Source organism: Hungatella sp., from assembly GCF_046966825.1.
The window spans coordinates 14399-31014 of record NZ_JBKVCZ010000081.1 but is presented as its reverse complement, the minus strand read 5'-3'; the positions used below and the strand labels follow the sequence as shown (position 1 = coordinate 31014).

The 16616-nt window shown below is 51.1% G+C and carries 16 protein-coding genes and 1 other RNA gene; 2 read left to right on the top strand and 15 right to left on the bottom strand.

The genetic code is table 11. The features are described 5' to 3' along the window. Both codA and codB read right to left on the bottom strand, forming a co-directional pair. Nucleotides 1-1173, bottom strand: a 1173-nt coding sequence (gene codA, locus ACLTD4_RS21710) for a cytosine deaminase (RefSeq protein ID WP_412331556.1), incomplete at its 3' end; no start/stop codon positions are given. A 15-nt stretch (nt 1174-1188) separates the two neighbouring features. After that, nucleotides 1189-2442 (bottom strand): cytosine permease, encoded by a 1254-nt coding sequence (codB, locus tag ACLTD4_RS21705; protein ID WP_117622255.1) that lies wholly within the window; start codon nt 2440-2442, stop codon nt 1189-1191. 198 nt (nt 2443-2640) lie between these two features. Between codB and ACLTD4_RS21700 the strand changes: the two genes are divergently transcribed. Both ACLTD4_RS21700 and ACLTD4_RS21695 read left to right on the top strand, forming a co-directional pair. After that, nucleotides 2641-3225 carry a TetR/AcrR family transcriptional regulator gene (locus ACLTD4_RS21700; protein WP_055655104.1) on the top strand — a complete coding sequence of 195 codons (585 nt, stop codon included), beginning with the start codon at nt 2641-2643 and terminating at the stop codon, nt 3223-3225. 68 nt (nt 3226-3293) lie between these two features. Further along, nucleotides 3294-4082: an SDR family NAD(P)-dependent oxidoreductase gene (locus ACLTD4_RS21695; protein ID WP_055655106.1), complete on the top strand. Its 789-nt coding sequence runs from the start codon at nt 3294-3296 to the stop codon at nt 4080-4082. 110 nt (nt 4083-4192) lie between these two features. Here ACLTD4_RS21695 and ACLTD4_RS21690 read toward each other — a convergent pair whose 3' ends face one another. The 13 genes from ACLTD4_RS21690 to ACLTD4_RS21630 form a co-directional block, all read right to left on the bottom strand. Next, a complete protein-coding gene (locus ACLTD4_RS21690; RefSeq protein WP_055655108.1) occupies nt 4193-4735 on the bottom strand; it encodes a GNAT family N-acetyltransferase in 543 nt (180 codons plus the stop codon). Nucleotides 4736-4753: 18 nt separating this feature from the next. Beyond that, complete coding sequence (locus ACLTD4_RS21685; protein WP_002600162.1) at nt 4754-5161, bottom strand: ACT domain-containing protein; 408 nt, start codon at nt 5159-5161, stop codon at nt 4754-4756. Between the two features lie 89 nt (nt 5162-5250). Next, nucleotides 5251-5469, bottom strand: a complete 219-nt coding sequence (locus tag ACLTD4_RS21680; RefSeq protein ID WP_055655111.1) for a YdbC family protein — start codon at nt 5467-5469, stop codon at nt 5251-5253. Then, complete coding sequence (locus ACLTD4_RS21675) at nt 5456-5845, bottom strand: hypothetical protein (protein ID WP_002600164.1); 390 nt, start codon at nt 5843-5845, stop codon at nt 5456-5458. The genes ACLTD4_RS21680 and ACLTD4_RS21675 overlap by 14 nt, the downstream gene beginning before the upstream one ends. Before the next feature lie 322 nt (nt 5846-6167). Next, nucleotides 6168-6510, bottom strand: a transfer-messenger RNA (tmRNA) gene (gene ssrA, locus ACLTD4_RS21670). Between the two features lie 96 nt (nt 6511-6606). Beyond that, nucleotides 6607-7998, bottom strand: coding sequence for an esterase/lipase family protein (locus tag ACLTD4_RS21665; RefSeq protein ID WP_055655112.1), 1392 nt, complete (start codon nt 7996-7998; stop codon nt 6607-6609). Nucleotides 7999-8058: 60 nt separating this feature from the next. Beyond that, on the bottom strand, nt 8059-9000 hold the full coding sequence (locus tag ACLTD4_RS21660; RefSeq protein WP_055655665.1) for a tRNA dihydrouridine synthase: 942 nt from the start codon (nt 8998-9000) through the stop codon (nt 8059-8061). A gap of 43 nt (nt 9001-9043) precedes the next feature. Beyond that, on the bottom strand, nt 9044-10402 hold the full coding sequence (locus ACLTD4_RS21655; RefSeq protein WP_055655114.1) for an MATE family efflux transporter: 1359 nt from the start codon (nt 10400-10402) through the stop codon (nt 9044-9046). Nucleotides 10403-10599: 197 nt separating this feature from the next. After that, nucleotides 10600-12237 carry an N-acetylmuramoyl-L-alanine amidase gene (locus tag ACLTD4_RS21650; protein WP_243008262.1) on the bottom strand — a complete coding sequence of 546 codons (1638 nt, stop codon included), beginning with the start codon at nt 12235-12237 and terminating at the stop codon, nt 10600-10602. 235 nt (nt 12238-12472) lie between these two features. Further along, nucleotides 12473-13303, bottom strand: a complete 831-nt coding sequence (locus tag ACLTD4_RS21645) for a hypothetical protein (protein WP_117622256.1) — start codon at nt 13301-13303, stop codon at nt 12473-12475. Then, complete coding sequence (locus ACLTD4_RS21640) at nt 13300-14748, bottom strand: sensor histidine kinase (RefSeq protein WP_117622257.1); 1449 nt, start codon at nt 14746-14748, stop codon at nt 13300-13302. Before ACLTD4_RS21640 ends, ACLTD4_RS21645 begins: the two co-directional genes overlap by 4 nt. Next, entirely contained in the window at nt 14745-15416 is a 672-nt protein-coding gene (locus ACLTD4_RS21635; RefSeq protein ID WP_055655118.1) for a response regulator transcription factor, read from the bottom strand. The genes ACLTD4_RS21640 and ACLTD4_RS21635 overlap by 4 nt, the downstream gene beginning before the upstream one ends. Next, nucleotides 15413-16513, bottom strand: coding sequence for a VCBS repeat-containing protein (locus ACLTD4_RS21630; RefSeq protein ID WP_321005794.1), 1101 nt, complete (start codon nt 16511-16513; stop codon nt 15413-15415). Before ACLTD4_RS21630 ends, ACLTD4_RS21635 begins: the two co-directional genes overlap by 4 nt. Nucleotides 16514-16616: the final 103 nt, after the last annotated feature.

Below are 16616 nucleotides of genomic sequence, written 5' to 3'. Positions count from 1 at the left end.
TAAGAGTACCTCGCTCTGTTTGTTCAGCGCCCGATAGAAATCCGTCTGGTTCAGTACAATAAAGTCAGCCGGATTTCCCACCTTGATTCCATAGGTATCTCCCAGATTCAGCGTCCGCGCCGCGTTATGGGTGATCAGCCTATAGCTGTTTAAAATCTCCTCGTATCCCATCATCTGGCACACGTGAAGGCCCATGTGGACCACGCTCATCATATTGCCGTCGCCCAGGGGATACCAGGGATCGAAGATATCGTCGTGGCCCATGGAAACGTTATTGCCGTTGGCCAGCAGCTCCTTCACCCGGGTTACGCCGCGGCGGCGCGGGTAATTGTCAAATCTTCCCTGTAAATGGGTGTTTACCAGAGGATTGCTGACAAAGTTAATGTCACTCATCTTAAGCAGGCGGAACAGCTTGCTGCAGTAGGCGTTGTTGTAGCTGTGCATGGCCGTGGTGTGGCTGGCGGTTACCCGCTCTTTTAATCCGCTTTCCAGAGCACGGCAGGCCAGAACCTCCAGCCCCTTGGACTGCTCGTCATCGATCTCATCGCAGTGTACATCCACCAGGCGGTCGTAGCGCTCCGCCAGTTCCATGCAGTAATTCACACTCTCCACGGCGTATTCCCTGGTAAATTCAAAATGGGGGATCGCACCCACACAGTCTGCTCCCATCTTCACCGCATTTTCCAGCAGCTCTTTGCCATTCGGGTAGCTTAGGATTCCCTCCTGAGGAAATGCGACGATCTGAATAGTCACATAGTCTCTCAGCTCCTCCTTCAGTTCCAGCATGGCTTCCATGGCTGTCAGCGATGGGTCTGTCACATCCACATGGGTTCTTACGTACTGAACGCCATTGGCCGCCTGCATCTGCACCGCCCTCCGGGCGCGCTCCTTGACGTCCTGCCTGCTCAGCTTTTCCTTTCGCTTCGACCAGCACTCAATCCCCTCGAACAGGGTGCCCGACATATTCCACACCGGGTCCCCGGCCGTTAAGCAGGTATCTAAGTGAACGTGGCTTTCGATAAACGGCGGAAATGCAGACTTCCCGGTACCGTCGATCACTTCCTCACCCGGAAGCGGTTCCAATGCAGGCGCTATCGCTTCAAATACTCCGTTAGACACGCGGATATCAGAAGCCTCTCTTCCATTTTCAATAAAGATCTGTTTTATAAGCATAACGGTTCTCCTCTCCTATCTAGTACTGGATGTACGTTTTCCAAAAATACGGTCGATGATCACAAAAATCACAGCCGCAACCAGCAAAGAATTCAGCGGCTTAATCCCCCACTGGACAAAGATTCCTACAAGCGCTCCGCCAGCCACTGCTAAAATCCCGCCCGGGTTCACTGCTGTATGCGGATAGGACTCGTCCATATAATCCTTTTTGTGGAAGAAGTAATGGAGAATGATCACCGCGCCGACAGGAGGGATCATTCCGCTCAGCAGATTTAAAAAACCGACGAAATTATAGTAAAGCCAGACAGCCGTCGCCGTTCCTACCAGACCTCCCGCTAATACCATGGGCTTCATGGGAACCTTGGTAATATTGGATACTCCGAGGCCGGCTGTGTAAAGCGCGTTATTGTTGGTCGTCCAGATGTTGAGTCCCAGCGTAATAATCGCTGGAACCGCCAGTCCCTGTAAAATCAGAATATTAAAGATATCCGCAACTCCCGTAACAGCGCCGCCAACGGCTCCAAATATCATCATGATGGAATTTCCTACGAAGAAAGCTACCACCGTCGCCGTGACCGCTGTCTTCGGCGTCCTGGAAAATCTGGTGAAGTTTGGCGTCGCCGTTCCTCCCGAGATAAAAGACCCAACCACGATGGCAATGCCAGCCGCCAGCGAAATCGGATTCTCCGGGTTCTGTGCGAAGACGTTCGCAAAACCGTGAACCTCCCTGACACCCCAGCTGACAGAATAAATACCCAGAATGGCAATGAGCGGAACTGCAATGGATCCAAGAACCGCCAGCGCCTTGATACCGAAATAGGCGGTAAGCGTCATCACGATGCCCGTAATGATAATCAGAATCGCAACCGGCACATGAGTCAGTTCTGATACCGGGATCGCAAACATGGCGGCACCCACACCAAACCATCCGATCTGTGTGAAGCTGATTAAGGCTGATGGGAGAAAGGAACCGACCTCACCGAAAGATCGGTGCGCCAGTAAATCCAGCGTCAGACCCGTCTTCTGCCCGATATACCCCAATATACCACAGTAAATCCCTAAAAAGATGTTGCCGATCAGCATTGCCGCCACAAATCCGGCTGCGTTCATGCCGATTCCTAAATTTCCTCCCGCAGTCATGCTGGGCGTGAAAAATGTGAACCCCACCAGCACAACCATTGCAGCCCACAGCCCCTGACGCTTCAGCTGGGGCGGCACGGCGGTTAGTGAAAATTCGGTATCCTTTGCCGTTGCCTTTTCCTTTGTCATTGCGCACCTCGTCTTCTATTTATAATATTGTCTCCAGAGCGCATCTGATCATTCAATCGGAATGCGTTCTTTTCCGTAGACTACTATACAAATCTTTTTATGGAATGTCAATCAAATCTATTTTTATCCAGTGAATATCGTTCATTGACTTTTGTTTATTCGAGTGTTACAATGATTTCAGAGAAGAGAGGTGATACCGTGAAGGAAGAAAAAATAAGGATTTCCAAGCCGCCGGAGGAGCGAAAACAGGAAATTATGGATGCCGCCATGCGGGCATTTACAGAAAAGGGATATGAACAAACGACTATGCGAGATATTGCCGCAGTGATCGGCGTCGTTCCAGGCCTCTGCTACAGGTATTTTAATTCGAAGCAGGAATTATTTGACAGTGCCGTCTCTCAGTACGTTCTGGACTACTGCGCCCCCATCGTTCAGGCTTTAAAGAGATACCGCGGGGACATCGACGGATTACTGGACTGCGCTGCGGACTTATTCCTGGACCGCGACGGCAAAGAGAAATACCATGAATTTTTCCATAAGGCTGAAAACAAAACGTTCCACAGCCTGCTGTTTCTGTCCAACTGTGATTATTTATTTCCTTATGCAAAGTCTTTTTTCGACAGCCTGAATGAAAATGGAACCGCGGCAATTGCCGATACCGCTTCCTTTTCCAAATTTGTGCTTTATGGCCTGTTTCCGATCCTGAATGATGACGAAATGTCTCCGGAAAGGAAAACAGAATTGGCCAGAGGCTATATTAGCGGACTGCTGAAGCTGCAATAGCGCAGATATTGACAGGGGAGGTATTTCGGGCAGCGAGTGAACATTGTTCAATGAGAGGAGTCTTATCAATGAGTAAAACAGCATTAATCACCGGCGCAACCAGTGGTCTTGGACTAAGCTATGCCAGATACTTTGCTTCCAAAGGATGCAATTTAATCATAACCGGACGGCGGGAAGACGTGATCAGAAAAAATGCGGAAAGCCTGCAAAATCAATTCCATGTGAACGTGGAGGTCATCATCGCAGAGCTGTCCAGCTTAGACGGGATCAATCGTTTTCTCTCCCAAATCGGAGATCGAACCATCGATATTTTGGTGAACAACGCAGGCTTCGGGCTGAAACCGGCCTTTGTCGATACCCCGGAAGCGGATGTGGAAAAGATGCTTTATCTGCAGGTCTGGTGTGTGACGAAGCTGACCCATTTTGTACTTAAGGGCATGGTACAGAGGAATTCCGGGGCCATCATTAACATTTCATCGGATGGCGCCTTTGCCGTTCTTCCACACAATGTTCTTTATTCGTCCACAAAGCTCTATATTATAAATTTTACCGAAGGCTTACATATGGAGCTCTCCGGTACGGACATAAGAGTACAGGCCGTCTGCCCCGGGTTTATTGATTCACATTTTCACGAAAGCGCGGAAATGCATATGGATAAGAGCAGGAAGGGAATATTCGGTTTTCGCGATCCCGACGCCATCGTGGCCGACGCCATGAAAGATTTCGCTAAGAAAAAGGTCATCTCCGTACCCGACACCGGTGCAAAGATGATACGGACTCTCGTCAGGTTCTTACCCAGGAACCTGTTTTACCGGATGGCGGCCAGGTTTTCCAGCAGTCTCTCCAACAAGAAATAAACGGCCACGGTAAACGGCCACGGTCAGGTGCATGTTCTGAAACAGAATAGAGAGTCCGGCAAGCCAGACTCTCTGTTCTGCTGCATTTTTAAACAGCTCAAACCTGTCTGTTATAATCGTTTCATCATCCAATATGCGTCTGCATAAGTCCCATCCTTATACTTCATATTGTTCGGAAATGTCCCGAAAATTTCGAATCCCATCTTCTTATAAAGAGCTATCGCTCTCTGATTATCGGCTACGACTTCCAGCTCAATCTGTTCAAATTGATGCTCTCTCGCAATTTCAATCAGCTTCCCGATCATCGCCTTTCCAATGCCGCGGCCGGTATACTTTTGATACAGCGCGATCCCCAGGCTGACGCGATGGTGATATCTGCTCTGTTCCATCCCCATCAGGGAACAGTTTCCGACGTACTCTCCATCGACAAATCCAAGAAGCATGATATTTTGTTTCGACTCATTCTGATTATGTATGAATTTTCGCTCGTCCTCCAGCGTTAAATCGATCTCTTCCGGTTCTTTCACAAGAAACCTGGTCTCGCCGCACGTTGTTTTTAAGCATTCCAGCAGCATTTCGGCATCCTCTTCTACGGCATTTCTAAGAAGCAGCTGATGATCGCCCAGATCGATGATTTCGTCCTCTATTCTCATCGTAATCCTCCCATATTCCTAAGAGACTACCGTAAACCCTTTTCCCGCCAGACACGCCTCGACCGCCCGGATATCATCTGCGTGAAAAATCAGGATCGGCTTGTTGGAGTCGCGGTTAAATGACAGGTAAACGTAATCCACATTGATGTTGCTCTCTGAGAGAGCCATCAAAAGGTGATGAAGGTTTCCCACTTCATCCGCCATCTCAACGCCCACCACGTCAGTCAGTTTGCACAGATAGTCCGCCTTCTCAAGTGCCGTTACCGCCTTGTCCGGAGCGGATACAACCATACGGATAATTCCATACTCTGCACTGTCATTGGTTACGGAACCAAGAATATTGATGTTCTCCTCCTCAAGAATTCCGGTGACGTGCTTAAATGTGCCCTTTCTATTCTCTGCGTAAATTGATAATTGCTTCAGCATAACTTATCCTCCTGATTGTTTACTTTCGCCTTATGGCTCGCTGATTAACAGATTATACCATAAACCTGTCCATTCTGAAACCACCTCTGTTATAGAAGCTCTCCCAGAATCTCTTTCAGATTTTTCATCTCCTCTTCGGACAGCGTCGTTCCCTTTCCCATCTTTTCGTGATCCGGCGCCCAGTCACGGATGTCATACTTGGGGGCGCCGCCATTCCAGCTGATCAGATTCACTTCTTTTCTCCAGCCTTTGGCATTCTCGGACAGCACGCCAAACTCTTTTACAATATCATACTTAATATCCGCCATTCTCTGCTCCTCTTTCCCGTTTCTTTATTTCCTCCGCAGTCGGAAGCTCCAGATCCTCTTTTATATCGGCATCTGCCTCCATGACCGCTTTATAGTACTGATGGATCGTTTTATTGACAGAAATAATCCTGCTTTTGGGATTAATCCGTTTTACTGCCTCATCAAAATCCTGTGTCCCGCCCTTTTCCATGGCGTCTTTGATCTGCAGGTAATACATAATCAGGTGTTCCCGCTTCTCGCCCGGAATCAGTTCTTCCAGAAGCCTTCCCACCTTGTTTCTGTGCTTCGCACCGTAACGGAAATAATGGTGCAGGGCTTCCTCTTCCCGCTTTCTCTGTTCTTCCCTGCTTTCTATGGTAAATCCCATAAATTTCATAATAATCACCTCCGTATGCTGTCCGTTCATCCTGAGTATCAGGCCGCGTGCTTTCAGAATATCAGCCTTTTTATGATCTGTCAATCACCGGATCAGCCGTTCATCGCTTATCCGGAGCTGTGAACCGCAGCATATTGGAACACGGTATACCCATAGAATAAAGAGTCCGGCGATCCGGACTCGCGCGCCGGAGCGCGGCTGCTTCAGCGGCCATACTTCCTTAGCGCGGAGTGCGCCTCCTGCCCGGAGGGCTTTTTTGTGTAACAGAAGCACTTTCCTGTTACATAAAAAAAGAAAAGGCCCAGTAAATACTGAGCCTTTTGAGTGGAGTAGACGGGATTTGAACCCGTGTCCAAAAACCAATTCCCTGTTCTTCTACTATCATAGTCAGTTATTTTACATTCCCTCTGTCACCCGAAAACTGACACCCTGGTGAGTTCAGTAGCTTCATCATACGCCCATATGCTCAAAGCTTTGCATAAGTCGTTTCTCACATCGTCGATGCCGGATTCTTAAGGTGTGAGTGCCCTAAGGCCGACAAGCAGCATTAAGCTGCCAGTGCTAATTCGTTATTGTTAGCGTTTATATTTAAGTTTGCCATTTAACGCATCGCATGCGGATAGCTTCACCAGCTGCATGACCCCTGTCGAAACCAGTACTACCCCGGACTGGTGCCTCTTTTGAGGTATCCTTATACTAGCACGAAACGGGAACGCTGTCAAGAGCGCTGCCCAAGATTCCGGATTTTGGCACTGCTAATTTTAAAAACCTTTTTTTACCAGCTCTGAAACGATCTGGACGTAGCATTCCACCACATCGAAGCCCTTATAATCTTCCCGTTTCAAGTCGATCATATCCCCGTGGGATATCCCGCGGTGGCTGCTGCTGGCAAACACGGTACGGAACTCTCCCCAGCGGGCGGACTCTGTGCTCACCAGGCCGTCATTGTCTCCTTCCAGAGGCTTTATGAGGCAGTAGGGAATCCACAGCAGCGGATCGCTGAAACAGTCGCGCATCTTCGAAGCATAGCTCTGATAGTAAACACCGGACGCATCGGGAACCGATTCATTAAATGCCCTGCTGGACTCTGTGGAAAACTGATGAGTGGCGGTATAGAAATCCGGGTTCTTATCCCCAAATCGGGAAAATGTCCGGTCAAAGCACTTGGAAACCAGACGGTATAAGCCTTCCGGTAAGCGGACTGCATAGTCGACAAACCGGCATCCGTGGTGCGGGGTGCTGACTGTGGTAAGTGATGCCGTATATGGCGCCATCCCCAGCTTGCTGATGGCGTAGCGCGCATCCAGACCACCCTTGGAGTGTGCAATAATGTTGACCTTTTCACAGCCCGTCTCCTTTACCACCTCCAGAATCTTCTTTCGAATGTCCTCCGCGTTATAGGTGATAGTCCCCAGCGCCTCCTGATTGCCATAGTAGACGGTGGCTCCTAACCGAGACAGTTCCCGGGGAATTCTTCCCCAGTAGTTAAAGTAACGAAGGTCGCGGAAGCCGACTCCGTGCACCATGATGAGCGGATACTTCGTCCGGCAGAGATCGGACTCCACGCGGGTCGACCGCACAGACTCCTTGTAGCAGGCAAAATCATACTCCGCCCGCACCAGTCTCATGGCGTGGAGCAGCACAGCCAGATTGACAATCGGAATCCACATGGCCAGCAGCATCAGGAGCCGCATTCTCACGCGGAGACGCGCCGACGTAAGATACATCCTCAGAATTCCGTTCCACAGAAGAACCAGAAGGGCCGCTGCCGCAAATACCATATTGCCGATCAGGACTCCCACCGGCCATTCCGCTGCCTCTGCGCTGCCGTGGAGCAGACGGGGATATAGGACAAATGCAATCAGGCACTGTACCAAAATTCCGTAAATCGCCGCAAATCCAAGAGTCCGTCCGCCGCGCATAATAACGAGACGCAGCTTAGCATGGTTACTGTCATGGTACGGTCTTATATTAAAATAAAGCCAGCAAATGCCTAAGAGAATGGCCCCAACAACTGCCGCTGCGGGCTGCGGCTGAATCGTCCCCTCCATGAGGCGTCCGGTAAATAAGCCGTACACAAGCAGCGGAAGATTCGATACCGCCGCAATCATAAGTGCCAGATACAGCTTCCTTAATAATCTTTTTGCCTTCATGAGCTACTCCCCTCTCTCTTCTTCTGTTATCCGTCGATGATGCCCCCTGACACCTGCTCTTTAACGTTCTGCTCCATATCCGCATCCCTGTTGAATATCCAGATCCCGGAACAGCGAGGCGACGGCAGCTTCATACTCCGCGGCCCGTTCCGCCTTGCGAATCCTCTTTCCGTATTTTTCCGATCCCGGAAACAGAAACAGCAGGTAAAACCAGATTTCCTTCATCTTAAACAGAACGTTCCGGTCGCCGGATATGGTCTCCCTGTAGCCCTGGTAAATCATATCGTGAAATTCCTTAATCCGGCCTTTGTCCGGGAATCCGAATCCCTTGATCTCACCGGCCAGTCCGGGATTTGCGATCAGGCCCCGGCCCAGCATGATGCAGTTCACCTCCGGAAATCCGGTGTGGAACTTCTCCCAGTCCCCGGGAGTGAAGATGTCTCCATTGTACCATACCTCATTTCTGCTGGCTTTCAGAGCCTTTTGAAACGCGGCGCGGTCGGGCGTATTCTTATAGAAATCACTTCGCACCCGTGGATGGATTATCAATTCTTTTAAGGGATATTTATTGTAAATCTCAAGCAGTTCCTCAAATTCATCCGGCGATGCCATTCCCAGCCTTGTTTTCACGGAAAGGCGGATATGGATTCCCGCACATACCTCATCAAGAAACGCATCCAGCGCTTCCTTTTTCGCCAGAAAACCGGCTCCCTTATATTTCGTAACCACCGTTCCGGACGGACATCCCAGATTCAAATTCACCTCGTCATACCCCAGCGCCTCAAGCTCGCCCGCCATCCAGATAAAGTCCTCCGCACGGTTTGTGAGAATCTGAGGAATCAGGGTAATTCCTTTGTTATGTTCCGGAAGCACATCGTTTCGATCTCTCGAAGCGAAGCGGTGGTTCTGGTTCGGCTGTAAAAATGGAGTAAAATACCGGTCCACATGGGGAAACAGCGCATGGTAGGCGCTCCGGTATACATAGCCTGTAATCCCCTCCATCGGGGCAAAACAGCAGCATGGCTCCTTATGATCTTCTCTCTTTTCAATCACCAGACTCGTCTCCGCCTTTCAATCCTTTTATCCTCACAAAATAGCTGACGACCAGCACCACATCCGCGCCGATCCAGGCCAGGATCTCTGCATAAAAAATGCCCTCCTGCCCCATAGCCAGCGGAAGAAACAGCGCAGCTCCCGTTCTCATTAAAAATTCCACCACGCCGGACAGCATGGGCAGAACCGTATCTCCCATCCCCTGGATGGATGAACGAACCACGTGAAGAAGGTAAAGGATAGGGAGACAGACGCTCATGATCGCCAGATAATGGTAGGCGATTTCCATAGTCCTGGCCGCCTCTTCCGGTGTTCCCGTGATGAAGCATCCGAGAATCGCCTGCCCGAAGACCAGCATCACGGCCGCGATCACAGCCGAGGTGAGCATGGCTAAGAGAAGCCCTGATTTCATCCCCTGCCTGATACGTCTGATCTTTCCGGCTCCCAGATTCTGGCCCACATAAGTAGTCATGGCATAGCCATAGGAGGTCGCGGCGATCTCCAGCAGTCCATACAGCTTGTTGGTCGCCGTAAATCCTGCGATGAAGAGAACTCCGAATCCATTGACCACCGACTGCACAATCATACCGCCCACAGCGATGATTCCATTCTGAAATGCCATGGGAATCCCCAGGGTCATCAGCTTTCTGCAAAGATACGGTTCCAGGTGAAAATCCTTCTTTTCAAATGAAAGAATCGACACCTTTAACAGGCTCCTTAAACAGTATAAACTGGAGCAGGCCTGCGCGATCAGCGTGGCCGCGGCCGCACCGCCGATCCCCCAATGAAAGACGAGTACAAACAGCAGGTCCAGGCCGATGTTGACTGCGGAGGCCACCACCATAGCGTGGAGCGGTGTTTTCCCATCTCCCATGGCCCGGAGGATGGAGGCCAGAACATTATATGCCATCACAATGGGAATTCCCCAGAACATAATCCTTAAATACAAAAGACTCCGCCCGATGATTTCATCCGGCGTATTCAAAAGCAGCAGGACCGGCCGCGCAGCCGCCTGCATGAGAGCTAACATGACCACGGATCCAAGACAGGCCAGAATCGCCGAATTTGCGATTACCTGCCGAAGCTTTCTGTAATCTCCAGCCCCGAATTCGTAGGCCATCAGTATGGCAAATCCCTGGGATATGCCCTGAATCATCCCCAACACCATCCAGTTCAGCCAGTCCGCGGCCCCGAGTGCAGCCAACGCACCGACGCCCAGCGCCTGACCAACCACCATGGTGTCCACCACGGTATAAAACTGCTGAAATACATTGCCAAACATCAGAGGCAGTGAAAACGCGAAAATAAGCTTCAGCGGATGCCCCTCCGTCATTGTCCTAATTTTGGCCATTTTAATTTTCTCCTGATTTCTTTTTCCTTTTATCAATACCGTATATTTCCAGAATGATTATAACCTGTCAAGGCAAAAAGTGCAATCCGATTCCGGAAAGTGTCCGGCGAAGGGCGAAGCGGACGCAAAAATGCCGCCGCTCATGACGGCTGCATGGGCGGCGGTATTTTACGGAATGCAGTGGATTTCAAACACCATTATGGGTGAAACTGTACCGGGGCCACCTCCGGTGTCAGGGGTTCCATCCGGTATTCCGGGAACTGATCGATCAGATCGTTCAAACAGAGTGCTGTGCTGTGGACAATGTCATGGGCCAGCATCACCACGTGTTTTCTTCCCAGCGCCGTCTCACGGGCGTTCGCAATCAGTTCTTCCGGCTCGGATTTCTTTAATGCATCCTCCAGGCTGGCATTCCAGTCGAAATAAATGAAGCCTCTGGCCGTCATCTCTTTGATAATATCCTGATATACCGGTTTATTGTATGCATTAATGCTTCCGCCCGGAAAACGAAAGAGCGTTACTCTCACTCCGGTCACTTCAAGCACAGTTTTGTAGGCCTCGTTGAAATCTTCAAGATAGCTGGCTGTGCTTTGATAAATCTGCTCGTAATCGTGGCGGTTGCAGTGGATTCCAATGGTATGGCCTTCTGCTGCGATCCGCTTTGCCACCTCCGGATTTTTCCTGACGTTTTCGCCTACCAGGAAAAATGTTGCCTTTATGTTCCGGGCTTTCAGCACATCCAGAACGGCGGCTGTATTTTCCGCAGAGGGCCCGTCATCAAAGGTTAAATACATGGTTTTTGGGTGGAAGAAGGCGTCGATCCCTTCCGCGATTCCCTCTGCCAGCTTCTCCTGATATTCCGCCTGGGTAAGCTTTTCGCGTTCCTCCGGGCTGGACAGGAAGCCGGTCTCGATCAGGCACGCAGGCATCTTCGTCCAGCCTGTTACCACAAAGCCCGCGTCGCCTCGCAGTTCCCTCTCCTTGGCTCCAGTACGCTTCACCGTTTCCTCATGAATCAGGAGAGCCAGCCGCCTGCTGTCACGGGAGGGGTCCGTTCCATCGTACCACGTCTCGATTCCGGTTGGCTCTTCCTCTTCATACGTATTCTGATGAATGCTCACAAAGGCATCGGCGCCATAGCGGTTCGCCGCCTCCGCCCGCTGCTCCTTCGTCATATAGGTATCGGTTTCCCGGGTCAGAATCACCCTGTAGCCCGATTCCACCAGCTCCTCCCGAAGCTTCTTTGCGATTTCAAGATTGATGTCCTTTTCCAGTACCCCGCCTGCATAACAGCCCTCATCGGTCCCTCCGTGGCCCGGATCTACTATAATAAGCGGATGTTCCGGGTCGCTTTCTGTGGTTTGGAAAACTGTTTGTTTCTCCGTCCGGCTCTGTACGCCAGTTTCCTGCCATGTGCCGCTTCTATCATTCTTGCCTGCTGCCTCCAACTGGTACTCTGCCAATTTTCTGATTTCCGACGCCGGCAGAGCCTGTAATGCTGCCGGATTCGTGGCTGCCGCCTGGCTCTCAGTTACTGCCGGATTCACCGCTGCAGCCTGGCTCCCGATCGCTGCCTGCGCCTCAGCCGCCACCGTCTGGCTCCCGGTCGCCGCCTGCGCCTCAGCCGCCGCCTGGCTCCCGGCCGCTGCCTGCGCCTCAGCCGCCACCGGGCTCACCGCCGCATCACCTCCCGGAAACATTCCCATCGTCTCCATTGCCGTAAACAAAAACACAGCCGCAATTCCGCCAGCCGCTGCCGCAGCACAATCCTCCAGCCATCTTCTTCTCGTGTTTCTCCCGTTTTTTCTGCTACGGTTTTCTCGTTCGTATCTCATTGTACAGCTCCTCCCTCGCCAGGGCATGTTTGAAAATTCAGTTCTGACGTCTGCACGCCCTGCGAAACCGATCCGGAGAGCTTTTGTGCAGTCAAACACCTGCCGCAGGCAGCGGCACATTAAAATGTCCCTTTCTGCTGCACAAAAGCTCCTGTGTCATCCGTCTCAATATTCATTGATTACAGATTACACAGGAGCTGCATCAAAAGATCATCATTTTTGCATCATAGTTGCATCATCTCGATATTTTTACAAATAATTCCTGGATACCATCGTAATAACCGACCGTCGCAGTCGTATTTCCTTTTCCGGTTCCGGGAAACACGTACTTCTTAAAATACGGCGTCATTTCCATCAGCGGATTGTTTGCCTCATAGGGCTGCGGAGCTTCCAGTCCCAAATATCCGCTCCACTTCCCGGCGATCTCATCCGGATCCATGTCAGCCCAGGTGCGTTCCGTCCGGACATAAAACTCATATAGTTTTCCATCATCCGCGTCGATATAGGCATCGATCAGGCGGTTTCCCCGGTCGTTGTTTTTCTGAATGTTGGAAAGGCTGACCTTCCACACTGCCACGTTATTCCGAGGCTCCAGCACGTCGATCGCAGAATAGAGGACAGCGTCGTAGGCGGAACGATCGGCTTCTCTCACGGAATCAGGAAGAATTCCCAGTTCTTTCAGCGTTTCAAGGCCCTCGTTTACGACCCCAAACAACTCCTCCTCTTTGATCTCACGATCGGACGGTCCTCTGTGATTGACGATAAACGCATACGTTCCCGCCGTCTCTCCGTAGGCTTCACCGGAAGCCTCCTGCCTCTCCCCGGCATACGGTTCGCTCTCAGGAAGCGTCTGGCTGTTTAAAGCCTCCGCCAGGATAAACAGCTTATCACTGCGGCTTAAGGAGTATCGGTACCCCTCGCCTTCTCCCTCCCCATCTTTTACGTGGATCTCATTCAAAACCGATTTGTCGCGGTATCCGGATATGGCTTCCGGCCCCCAGATGGCCAGAGCCATGACCAGTGCGGCAAACAGAAGCAGCAAGAAATTTACAGCTGTTTTTTTCATACTTCGCCACCTCCTTCACCGTCGCTCCGCCAGGCGGCAGGAGCGCCGTCTTCCCACGGGAGGACAAAGCTGAAGCAGGAGCCTTTTCCCGGCTCGCTCTCGATTTCCAGCCTGCTGTGATGCAGAAGCAGTATCTCCTCACAGAGAGCCAGCCCCAGTCCGGCTCCGTTTCTGCTCCTGGAACGGGATTTATCCACCATGTAAAATGCCTTCGTTATCTTGTAAACTTCCTCCTCCGGAATCCCGACACCGTAATCCTTAACGGAAAAGCGGTAGCCCTCCGAAACGGCATACCCATCCACATCGATGCGGCTGCCTGGCTCTGATGCCTTGCAGGCGTTGTCCAGAAGATTGATGAGCACGGATTTTATCAGGCTTGCGTCACACCGGATCATCCCTTCATCGTAAGTAAAATGAAAATCCATATTTTTCTTCGCCGCGTACATATCATACAGGTAGAAAAACAGCGATTCCGCAGAGACCATCTGAAGCTCGATCTCCTGGCGTTTCGTCACAATGATGTCTAACAGCCGAAGTGACATCGTCTCCAGGCGCCGTCCTTCCGTGTAAATGTAATTGGCGCACATAAAACTCTTCTCCTCATCCAGCCGGTGAGACCGCAGCATATCCGCATAACCAATGATCGCGGTGAGCGGCGTCTTAAGCTCATGGGCAAAGGCCCCCACGAAATCTTCCCTCGCCCGGATCTCTTCTTCCAGCTTGATGATATTATCTTCCAGCGCGTTGGCCATACGGTTGAAATCCGCCGTCAGCTGCCCCAGCTCGTCGTCGCTTACGAGCCTGGCGCGATAGTCGTAGTCGCCCGCCGCCATCCGTTTTGTGGCCCGCGTCAGCAGCCGGATCGGCCTTGTCAGCCAGGAAGAAATGAGATGCATGAGAACCGTTCCCAGAAGCAGAATAACGACTGTCACCCTCCGGTAAACCACAAAGCCCGTAGCCCGGTCATGAAACACCTCGGTAACGTCTCTCATCGTCTCTAAATAAAGGCTCTTATCCAGCGCCTCCACCCGGGCGGCCGTCTGAATATAATAGCTGTCGTCCAGCCGGATCACCCGGTAGGTCTTCGTATTTTCGTCAAGCGCGAGAAGCAGCCCGTCATCGGCCGTGAAGCCGTCGGCTGCGTAAAGCACCTGTTTCTGATCATCGGAAATCCGCAGCATACGTCCCGTGTCCTGCCCGCCGGCCTCTAAGTTGGAGGCGATCTGACGCGTCGTGTCTTCCTGCAGCACATCATATTTGGCCGGGACATTAAGCGCGGCCGTCTCAAATGCAAACTTCAGAATGCTGCTCTCATCAAGCGCCTGCCCGGCTTCCCGGTCCAGGGCACGCTCGAACACGTAATTAACGAAATAAAACCCGCTGAATCCAAATGCAGCCGCCATGACAATCATGGTCCATAAAAGCAGTTTCAGTGAAAATTTCATCGCCCTACCTCAAGCCGGTAACCCACCTTATATACGGCCACCAGCCGTGGAAATTCGCCATTTTCCCAGTTCAGCTTCTTCCGTAGACGCTGTACATGCAAATCCAGCGTACGGCTGTCGCCGGAGTATTCGCCCTCCCACACCTTCTCATACAGCGTTTCCCGAAACAGCGCCACATTCCGGTTCCGCAAAAAGAGGACCAGGAGCAAAAATTCCTTATTGGTCAGCTCCACCGGCCTTCCGGCCTTCATGACGGTCCTCGCCTCCACATCGACCACCACGTCGCCCGCAGACAGACGCCTCTCCGTCTTATTGTATCTGCGCAGAACCGCTTCCACTCTGGCCACCAGCTCGACCACATCAAAGGGCTTCACCAGATAATCATCGGCCCCCAGCTTAAGCCCCTTCACCCGGTCTCTCACCTCATATTTTGCAGTAATGAAAATGACGGGTATTTCCATGGGCCGTATGTATTCCATAATGTCGAAGCCGTCAATCCCCGGCAGCATGATATCCAGTAAAATGAGGTCAAATTTCTCATTTTCTATGATTCTGAGCGCCTCCGCCCCATCCTGAACCGCCGTGCAGTGGTATCCGGCCTCCGACAGGTTCAAATCGATCAAATCGCAAATCGGTTTCTCGTCGTCCACTATCAGTATTTTTATCATGATTCCTGTCTCCACCCCCAATAAGCCCTGGCCTTTTCCACCAGTTCCTCCATCGTGCTGTCGTCTTTACTCTGGTACTGTTTCTTAAATTCTGTTTCCGGATAGAATCCGCCCGTCTTCTGGTAATAGATGGAATAATCATTTTCCAGGATCGTCTCACCGTCTTTTCCCTCATAGCTGTACCGCGCCAGAACCGCCAGATCCTTCATCCCGTCGCCGTCAATGTCTCGGCAGGCGACTCCCTTCAGCGCATACAGATTTTCATAGTCGCCCATAGGCTGGAAGCTCCATACGATGTAGCCCTGCTCATTGACGAGATAGACCATAAATACGGTATATTCCGCCATCCGGTACGTTCCCGGAACCACCAGAAGGTTCCCCAGCTTCTCGAACTTGCGCCAGTAACTCTGCTCAGATACCACCTTGAATCCATGTTCCTTTAACTCATCCAGCGTAGCGGCTGTATACAGGAATTCCGTTGAATATCCATCCTCTAAGAAAGAGGCAATAAACCGGATACTCTTGTTCATTCCAAACCGGTTAATTTTGTCGGAGAGGCGCCAGTCGCGGTAAAAACCAGTTTCATTCTGAAACAGCACATCTCCAACCTTATATGCCCTGCCTGCGGCGGAATCTTCCTTTTCACAGGAAGTAATCAGCAGAATATCTGTCTTTCCGTCTCCGTCTAAATCCTGAAAAGAGACGGCGGAAATCCCCTGATTGAGCTGATTAAGCTCCCCTCTGACCTGATTGTTTGTCTCCAGCTGATCCGTCTGATAGACCGTATTTCCGTTTTCATCTGCAAAAAACAGGACGAGGCGGTGATACGTCCGGTCAATGGCAGGAATCATGGAGACATCCCCAAATGCTTTTACCGTCATGGTAAATACCTGGTTCTCAATAATATCGAAACCACTTGCGGCGATATCCGCCTCTCTCTTCACACCTTCAAGGCGTTTCTGATAGGCATTGTAGGCGTAAAGCGCACTTTGCTCCTCCTCCGCCTGCACGGGAAAGCGGCCGGGACAGGCCGCAGAAAACAGGGACAAGCACAGAAGGCCTGCCGCGGTGCGGACAAATAATTTTCTGTATTTCAAAGGGATCACCTGCCTTTTTTCGGAATCAGACGCAATTTATGTACATTGATATTTTATCAAACATAGTGGGAAAATGGAATGGCGAAAACAGAAAAGCAGGGCG

What these genes read in the sequence shown, in the direction of transcription:
- ACLTD4_RS21675 (WP_002600164.1), bottom strand. Translation starts at nt 5,845, where the DNA reads ATGAAATTTATGGGATTTACCATAGAAAGCAGGGAAGAACAGAGAAAG.
- ACLTD4_RS21690 (WP_055655108.1), bottom strand. Translation starts at nt 4,735, where the DNA reads ATGAGAATAGAGGACGAAATCATCGATCTGGGCGATCATCAGCTGCTT.
- ACLTD4_RS21695 (WP_055655106.1), top strand. Translation starts at nt 3,294, where the DNA reads ATGAGTAAAACAGCATTAATCACCGGCGCAACCAGTGGTCTTGGACTA.
- ACLTD4_RS21660 (WP_055655665.1), bottom strand. Translation starts at nt 9,000, where the DNA reads ATGGAGGGGATTACAGGCTATGTATACCGGAGCGCCTACCATGCGCTG.
- ACLTD4_RS21650 (WP_243008262.1), bottom strand. Translation starts at nt 12,237, where the DNA reads ATGAGATACGAACGAGAAAACCGTAGCAGAAAAAACGGGAGAAACACG.
- ACLTD4_RS21640 (WP_117622257.1), bottom strand. Translation starts at nt 14,748, where the DNA reads ATGAAATTTTCACTGAAACTGCTTTTATGGACCATGATTGTCATGGCG.
- ACLTD4_RS21655 (WP_055655114.1), bottom strand. Translation starts at nt 10,402, where the DNA reads ATGGCCAAAATTAGGACAATGACGGAGGGGCATCCGCTGAAGCTTATT.
- ACLTD4_RS21635 (WP_055655118.1), bottom strand. Translation starts at nt 15,416, where the DNA reads ATGATAAAAATACTGATAGTGGACGACGAGAAACCGATTTGCGATTTG.
- ACLTD4_RS21685 (WP_002600162.1), bottom strand. Translation starts at nt 5,161, where the DNA reads ATGCTGAAGCAATTATCAATTTACGCAGAGAATAGAAAGGGCACATTT.
- ACLTD4_RS21665 (WP_055655112.1), bottom strand. Translation starts at nt 7,998, where the DNA reads ATGAAGGCAAAAAGATTATTAAGGAAGCTGTATCTGGCACTTATGATT.
- codB (WP_117622255.1), bottom strand. Translation starts at nt 2,442, where the DNA reads ATGACAAAGGAAAAGGCAACGGCAAAGGATACCGAATTTTCACTAACC.
- ACLTD4_RS21645 (WP_117622256.1), bottom strand. Translation starts at nt 13,303, where the DNA reads ATGAAAAAAACAGCTGTAAATTTCTTGCTGCTTCTGTTTGCCGCACTG.
- ACLTD4_RS21680 (WP_055655111.1), bottom strand. Translation starts at nt 5,469, where the DNA reads ATGGCGGATATTAAGTATGATATTGTAAAAGAGTTTGGCGTGCTGTCC.